The organism is Longimicrobium sp. (assembly GCF_036280135.1).
Classification (GTDB): Bacteria; Gemmatimonadota; Gemmatimonadetes; order Longimicrobiales; family Longimicrobiaceae; genus Longimicrobium.
In genome coordinates this window covers 1-6,714 of record NZ_DASURI010000234.1, presented here as the reverse complement: position 1 = coordinate 6,714, position 6,714 = coordinate 1, and the positions used below count along the sequence as shown (strand labels likewise).

Below are 6,714 nucleotides of genomic sequence, written 5' to 3'. Positions count from 1 at the left end.
TTGGGGGAGGTGGGCGAGCTCCGCGAGCCCGGAGGGGGCGCTCGCGCGGTGTCGCCTCCATGCACGAGGCCAGCCCTGGCTTTCTATTCAGGAGCCGCCGCGCGATCCTGCTCTCCACGCGAACCCTGGCGGCGACGAAGGATCTTGTGTCCGAACCACGAGGCCGACTCCGTGCACCGGGGCCGGCCTGTCGCTTTGCGGGCAGGATCCTTCGTCGCCGCCATGGACTGCGCCCGGGCAGAGCCTGCGCGGCGGCTCCTCAGGATGACGCTTGTGGCCGTCCGCGGTATTCAGGATGACGCTTGTGGCTGTCCGGGGCATTCAGGATGACGTTTGTGGCCGTCCGACGCATTCAGGATGACGCTCCTGGCAGACTTGGAGCGAGCCGACGTCCTGTCCGGATGAGGCGCGTCGCGATGGTGCCCCGTCGCGCATCCGACACAAAAAAGCCCCGGCTCTGCGCGCAGAGCCGGGGCTTTCGATCGCCATCCGCCGTCCGTCCGTTGATCAGGCGAAGGAGAGCGAGTTCGCGTTGTGGTACTGGTTGGCGGCCTCGATGAACTCCTCGAACAGGCGCTTGGTGCCCGCGTCCGTGTCGATGAGCATCTCCGGGTGCCACTGCACGCCCACCAGGAACTGCCCCTCGCGCGTGCCCTCCACGGCCTCGATGAGCCCGTCCGGCGCCCACGCGGTGGCCACCAGGCCCTCGCCCACGCGCTCCACGGCCTGGTGGTGCATGCTGTTCACCATCACGTTGCCGGTGCCCAGGCAGGCGGCCAGCCGCGAGCCCGGCGCCAGGCGGATGTCGTGCGCCAGGTAGTCGCGCGCCCACCCCGCGCCGGGGAAGTAGTCGTGCTTGATGGCGCCCTCGTACAGCCCCGCGCAGTCCTGGATGAGCGACCCGCCCGCCGCCACGTTGATCACCTGCAGCCCGCGGCACACGCCAAAGACGGGCTTGCCGTCCTCCAGCGCCCACTTTGCGAACTGGATCTCCACGAAGTCGCGCGGCAGGTCCGTGCGCCCGCACAGCTCGTGGCGGTCCGCGCCGTACGACGTGGGATCCACGTCCACGCCGCCGGCGATGAACACGCCGTCCAGGCGGTCGTAGATGGCGCGGAGCGTCTCGACGTCGTCGTCCAGCAGCGGCACCATCCACGGGATCGCGCCCACGCTGGTGCACGCGTGAAAGTACCGCTGGTTCATCACCCACGAGGCCGGAAGGTCCTCCGGGATGCGGTCGATGGACTGCAGCGTCTGCGTGGCGATACCGATGACGGGGCGCTGATGCATGGACCCAACCTTTGAAGCGAACCCTACTTACGAAAAAACAATCCCGGCGCTGTCGGCAAGATCGGGACCGTGCGGAACGATGGCGCAAACCCTGGATCTGACGTCCAGACTCGTTACCCCGCACCCGCACATCCGTTTCCGATCCGGCAAACTGTGCCGGGTTCGGGGACGCGGGTGGATGGAACGAATCTGCCGGCGCGTCAGGGCAGCAGGCCCGACTGGCCGCGGCGGGCGGCCCACGCGTCGTACGTGAGCTTGACCTCCACCCGCCGCGTCTTGCGGTCGTCGGGGTCGTCGCGGCTGGGCTGGTACACCTTGGCGATGAACGGCCGCGGCGTCGCCTCCAGCACCGTCTGCACCTGGGGCAGGCAGCGCAGGAAATTACGGGCCTTGTCCTGGCTGGTGCAGTGCCCGCCCGAGAGGCAAAAGACGGCCGCGCCGGACGTCATGATGGCGCCCACCTCCAGCCGGTCGCGCGAGATGCGGATGTCGGGCGACAGGATGGGCCACCCCCGCGCCGCGACCTGCGGCATCCAGACGACGTCCGGCGCGTCAGGCGGAAAGTGGTCCTGGTGCACGTGAACCGTGATCCCCGCGGCCCGCAGGGTCTCGGGGAACGTGTTCACCCCCAGGTTGCGGTCCGCGAAGAACTCCACACTAGGCCGCCCGCTCGAACAGCACGGCCGCCATCACCTGCGTCTGCGTCAGCCGGTAGTCGGCCGACAGCTCGTCCAGGCTCTCGCCCGCGTCGATGCGCTGCACCAGCACCGACGTCTGCACGCCGGACCCCGTGATGGTCGGCCGGCCGAACGAGACGGCGGGGTCAATGACCACCGGCCGGTCCTCCCGCTCGCCCGGGCGTCCCAGGAACGGGTACAGGCGGATGGGGATGGCGTGGCTGTCACGCTCCACCCGCTGCAGGTGCGCGGACAGCAGCTCCTTGACGGCGAGCTGGCCGGACTTGCTGAGGTTGACCAGCTGGCCCAGGTGCTCCAGGAAGATGTCGCCCCCCGCCGTCTGCATCTGCTCGCTCAGCAGCAGGCGCTGGATGCCGAGCTCCCGCTCCGCGTAGGCCAGCGCGGGCCGCACGTGCTTGAGCGGCACCTCGTGCTTGGTGCGCAGGGCCCGCAGCACGTGCGCTTCCACCAGGTTGTAGAACGAGAGCCGGCGCTCCACGGGGTCCGCCGGGGCGATCACCGGCTCGAACGATCCCACGCCGCCCTGCTTGCGGTACGTGCGTCCCGCGACCCACGAACGCAGGGTCGCGGCGGGCACGTCCAGGTACCGCGCGGCGTCCGTAACGCCATACGCGGGCAGCTCGCGGGGATCGCGTCCGTTGTAGATGGTAGCCATCGGCGGCATGCACTCGAGGGGATCTGTACCAGCCTCGAAATATCACCACGCGGGCCGCGGCCCGCCAGCGCCGTCGCGTCTACATCCCGTTCGGCAGGCGGGTGGGCGGGAGCTCGTGCGGGGGCGGGGCGGCGGGCGCGGCGCCGGCGCTGTCGTGGCGCACCAGGTTCACGGGCGACCCGCCGCGCTCCCCCAGCACCATGTCCGCGTAGCCGTTGGCCGGATCGCCGCCGCGCCGGCGGATGCGCGCCACGGTGCCCGGCCCGCGGTTGTACGCCGTGAGCGCCTCTTCCTCGTCGCCGTCGTACACGGCCAGCAGCTCCTTGAGGTAGCGAAAGCCCAGCCGCAGGTTCGTGTCCCGGTCCAGCAGCTGCGCGCGGGTGATGCCGGGCTGAAGGAACTGCGCCGTGGCCGGCATCACCTGCGTAAGGCCCAGCGCGCCGGCGTGGCTCACGGCGTGGGGACGAAACGCGCTCTCCACGCGCACCAGGCGAAACGCCAGCTCCGTCTCCAGCCCCTCGGCGCGGGCGGCGCGCTCGATGGCGTCCGCCAGCTCCATGGAGATGCCGTAGCGCCGCGCGTACGCCGCCACCGCGCGCTCGCGCGCCTCCGCGGCGCGGGCGGCCGCCAGCGCGTCGGACACGCGGCCCCACACGGCCATGCCCGCCGCGCGCGTGGGCGGCAGCAGCGCCAGCAGCAGCACGATCCCCGCGACCAGCCACGGCCGCGCGCCCATCCGTCCACCCGCAGTCCGCGACGCCGGCTTGCGCGCGCGGCCCGCCGACCGCGCGCGGGGACGGCGGGCGTTGGGCTTTGCGCGCGGCTGCCGGGGACGGCGGGATTCGGACATTCGGGTATACCAAAGGTTCGGCTGGATGCAACCAAAGCTAAACGCATCGCGGCCGCCGGGGAACGGTTGCGTTCCGGCGGCGGCCGCATGTCGTGCTCTGTCCAGGCGTTATAACGGGTCCGGAAAAGCAGTCGTTTCCTGAGGGGCCCTCGCGAACTCGACCGTGCACGGATGCGTGCGGCCCCGAAGGATCTTCCTGCCCTGGCAAGGACCCGGTCCCGCAGCGAAGTCCCTGCCCGCGAAGGAGATCCTTCGGTCGCGCCCTTAGCCTTGTGAGCGGGCGAGTCCCGCGCGGGCGCTCCCCACATCTTGAACGGAGGCCAGGAAGCGTCATCCTGAGGGAGCGCCGCACGCAACCTGAACGCACACAAAACCTTGGCGCGACCGAAGGATCTTGTGTGCGAAACTCGGAGACGAGTTCCGTGCACGAGCGCCGCCGCAGCGTTTCGCGGGCAAGATCCTTCGTCGCCGCCAAAGATCACGTTCGGCAGGGTCCACGCGGCGGCTCCGCAGGATGACGCGGTCCGAAGCGCGCTGTTTGGCAGCACCCTCTCAGGAAATTAAAGTCTACGCGCAGTGTTTATGAGGATTTGGCGCTAGGGCCAGATGGCGCGGAGCCGGAAGTCCGCCCGCGCGCTGTCCGCCGGCTCCGCGCCGAACAGGGGACGGACCTGGATCGTATCCGACGCCCACAGCTCGCGGCCGGACGGCGGGGCGGCGTGGGCGCGCAGGCACACGCCCATGGGCTCCGCCGAGATCCAGACGGGCAGGCGATACATCCCGTCTGCCCCTGTCAGCACGCGGGCGCCCACGGTTCCGGGCCCGTTGCATCCCGTCTCCGCGCCTTCCAGCGCCACGGCCGCTCCCTGCACGGGCGTGCCCGCCGGATCCGTCACGCGGCCGTAGAGCACGGCGTGCGGCGGGGGAAGGGGCGGGCAGCCGCACATTGGATTCGTGCACGAGACCACCAGCAGCAGCGCGAGCGCGCCCGCAAAGTACGCCGGTACCCGTCGGCGGCGGGGTGCCGGCCGGACGTCGGTCGATTCCGCGCTCATCGTCAGCGCAGCACCAGGTTCACCGCGGCGCTGTCCCACGACGCGCTGTTCCCGAAGCGCACCGTGAACGGCACCGTGTCCGATCCCGCCAGGGTGCTTCCCTGGGGCGCGCGGGCAAAGGCGAGCAGGCAGTCTTCCGCGCGCGGCGGCGCGGGCGTGTGCATCATCAGCCGATAGCGGCCGTCCGCGTCCGTCTGCACGTAGCCCGTGCCGCTCGTGACGGAGGATCCGCATCCACCGTATCGCGCTTCCGTGACCACCGTCGCGCCCGGGACGGCGGTGCCGGAGGGATCGGTCACGCGGCCGTACAGCACGGCGCTGACCTCCGCCGGGCTGCATCCGCACACCCACTCGGGATTGCTGCAGGAGATGAAGAGCATGGCGCCCAGCGACGTGGCCAGGTGCCGGGGGATACGGATGGGACGCATGCGGATTGGACGGAGCGGGTTGGGGCGGAGCCGACGACGAGCCGGGGGAAGACGACGGGAGAACGCGCGAGGCGGATGGAATCGGACGCTACGGGGCGGAGGCGGTGCCGGAGAAGACGCGCGGGGCCAGGCAGGTCACGGTGCGGGGGCCGGGCTCCAGCACCATCATGTCGACGACCAGGTGCACGCCGGGCACCAGCCCCGCGTTGGCCAGCGCGCACTGCAGCGCGCCGAACCCGGGGGCCGCGCCGTGCAACTGGACGTCGCCGCCGTTGACCACCGCGCGGATGCGGCCCGCGCCGATGGCCGGCTCCGCCGCCATGCGCGCCTCCACCTCGGAGCGGATGGTCTGCTCGAGCGTCACGCGCTCCTGGGCCTGCTGGGGCGTCTCCGGGGGCGCCCCGCCGCCCAGCAGCGCGCACCCCGCCTGCGTGCCCACCAGCACCGCCACCGCCATCCGCCGAGCGTGCATCCAGCGCGTCCGCTTCATCTCCGTCCCGTCGCGAGAAACTTTCCAGGGCCTCCGCACGTCATCAGGATACACGCGGAACGGCTCCATCCGGCACCCGGATTTCGCAATCGGCAGGCCACGCGCGGATTGGCCCCCGCGCGCTTACATTGCGGCACCATGCGAAGATACCTCGACACTACCCGGACCCACACCTACTCGCTGCTGTTCGCCCTCCCCCTTCTCGTTCTCTACGAGCTGGGGGCGATGATGATCGGCGACGGGCGCGGCGGGGGCATGCGCAACGGCGCGGACGTGCTGCTGCGCACCCTGCTGGCGACCGGCGGCGTGCAGGGCACGCTGGCGTTCACGGCGGCGCTGGCCGTGGGCGCGGCCGTGATCATCGCGCTGGAGCGGCGGCGCAAGAAGGTGCCCCTGCGCGGCGACTACTTCGCGGGGATGATGGGCGAGAGCGTGCTGTACGCCCTCGTGTTCGGCTTCATCATCGCGGCGGCCACGCAGGTGCTGCTGGGCGGGATGGTGCGCTTCGCGGCCGACGGCGGCGTCGCGAGCATGCCCCTGTTCGACGGCATCGTGCTGTCGCTGGGCGCGGGGATCTACGAGGAGCTGCTCTTTCGCGTGATCCTCACGGGCGGCCTGTTCGCCCTGCTGCTGGCGGCCGGGGTCAAGCGGCCCACGGCGGGTGTGGTGGCCGTGATCGTCTCCGCGATCATCTTCTCCTGGTTCCACTACATCGGCCCGTACGCGTACAAGTGGGAGCTGAACAGCTTCGTGTTCCGGATGCTGGCGGGGCTGGCGTTCAGCGCGCTGTACATGACGCGGGGATTTGGCGTGGCCGCGTGGACGCACGCGCTGTACGACGTGTTCCTGGTGATTGCCGGCGCCGCCGCCGCCCGCTGACGCTGATCGGCTGATCCGCAGCGCGGAGTCGTCTGACGCCTTCGAACGGACGCGAAGCGTCGAATCCGCGACGCGCGGACCTGTCCCGGGCTGTCATTCTGAAGGAGGCGCCGTCGAGATCCATCCCGTGACGGATGGCGCCGAGTGAAGAATCTGGTCGCGCCGCGCGCAGACCTCGCCCGTGCACGCGCGCGAACTCAGCGCGCGGGCGGCATCACGCACTCCGGCGACCAGATTCTTCGGTCGGCCGGCGCCGGACGCACCACGCGCGGGATGGATCCAGCCGGCGCCGGCCTCCGCTCAGAATGACAGCTTGGGCGAGTAAAAAACCGCGACAACGTGATCCGTCCCGCGCTGTCATTCTGAAGG

General features: G+C 70.8%; 8 protein-coding genes. 1 reads left to right on the top strand and 7 read right to left on the bottom strand.

The genetic code is table 11. The annotated features are described in order from the left end of the window. Positions 1 to 507: 507 nt before the first annotated feature. From VFZ20_RS07230 to VFZ20_RS07200, 7 genes are all read right to left on the bottom strand, one after another. Positions 508 to 1,290: a gamma-glutamyl-gamma-aminobutyrate hydrolase family protein gene (locus VFZ20_RS07230; RefSeq protein WP_329683174.1), complete on the bottom strand. Its 783-nt coding sequence runs from the start codon at positions 1,288 to 1,290 to the stop codon at positions 508 to 510. Between the two features lie 200 nt (positions 1,291 to 1,490). Next, positions 1,491 to 1,946 carry a hypothetical protein gene (locus tag VFZ20_RS07225; protein WP_329683173.1) on the bottom strand — a complete coding sequence of 152 codons (456 nt, stop codon included), beginning with the start codon at positions 1,944 to 1,946 and terminating at the stop codon, positions 1,491 to 1,493. A 1-nt stretch (position 1,947) separates the two neighbouring features. Continuing rightward, complete coding sequence (locus VFZ20_RS07220) at positions 1,948 to 2,643, bottom strand: DUF433 domain-containing protein (RefSeq protein ID WP_329683172.1); 696 nt, start codon at positions 2,641 to 2,643, stop codon at positions 1,948 to 1,950. 79 nt (positions 2,644 to 2,722) lie between these two features. Continuing rightward, entirely contained in the window at positions 2,723 to 3,493 is a 771-nt protein-coding gene (locus VFZ20_RS07215) for a transglycosylase SLT domain-containing protein (RefSeq protein WP_329683171.1), read from the bottom strand. A 596-nt stretch (positions 3,494 to 4,089) separates the two neighbouring features. Next, positions 4,090 to 4,548: a carboxypeptidase-like regulatory domain-containing protein gene (locus VFZ20_RS07210; RefSeq protein WP_329683170.1), complete on the bottom strand. Its 459-nt coding sequence runs from the start codon at positions 4,546 to 4,548 to the stop codon at positions 4,090 to 4,092. 2 nt (positions 4,549 to 4,550) lie between these two features. Further along, the gene (locus VFZ20_RS07205; RefSeq protein ID WP_329683169.1) at positions 4,551 to 4,976 is read right to left on the bottom strand and encodes a carboxypeptidase-like regulatory domain-containing protein; all 426 of its coding nucleotides are present in this window, start codon (positions 4,974 to 4,976) and stop codon (positions 4,551 to 4,553) included. 88 nt (positions 4,977 to 5,064) lie between these two features. Continuing rightward, the gene (locus tag VFZ20_RS07200; RefSeq protein WP_329683168.1) at positions 5,065 to 5,466 is read right to left on the bottom strand and encodes a BON domain-containing protein; all 402 of its coding nucleotides are present in this window, start codon (positions 5,464 to 5,466) and stop codon (positions 5,065 to 5,067) included. A gap of 138 nt (positions 5,467 to 5,604) precedes the next feature. On the opposite strand from VFZ20_RS07200, the gene VFZ20_RS07195 reads away from it, so the two are divergent. Further along, entirely contained in the window at positions 5,605 to 6,345 is a 741-nt protein-coding gene (locus tag VFZ20_RS07195; protein ID WP_329683167.1) for a CPBP family intramembrane glutamic endopeptidase, read from the top strand. The last annotated feature ends 369 nt before the right edge of the window (positions 6,346 to 6,714 follow it).

Bases quoted from the DNA above. Each gene is read 5' to 3' on its own strand.
- VFZ20_RS07230 (WP_329683174.1), bottom strand. From the start codon at position 1,290: ATGCATCAGCGCCCCGTCATCGGTATCGCCACGCAGACGCTGCAGTCC.
- VFZ20_RS07220 (WP_329683172.1), bottom strand. From the start codon at position 2,643: ATGGCTACCATCTACAACGGACGCGATCCCCGCGAGCTGCCCGCGTAT.
- VFZ20_RS07215 (WP_329683171.1), bottom strand. From the start codon at position 3,493: ATGTCCGAATCCCGCCGTCCCCGGCAGCCGCGCGCAAAGCCCAACGCC.
- VFZ20_RS07210 (WP_329683170.1), bottom strand. From the start codon at position 4,548: ATGAGCGCGGAATCGACCGACGTCCGGCCGGCACCCCGCCGCCGACGG.
- VFZ20_RS07205 (WP_329683169.1), bottom strand. From the start codon at position 4,976: ATGCGTCCCATCCGTATCCCCCGGCACCTGGCCACGTCGCTGGGCGCC.
- VFZ20_RS07200 (WP_329683168.1), bottom strand. From the start codon at position 5,466: ATGAAGCGGACGCGCTGGATGCACGCTCGGCGGATGGCGGTGGCGGTG.
- VFZ20_RS07195 (WP_329683167.1), top strand. From the start codon at position 5,605: ATGCGAAGATACCTCGACACTACCCGGACCCACACCTACTCGCTGCTG.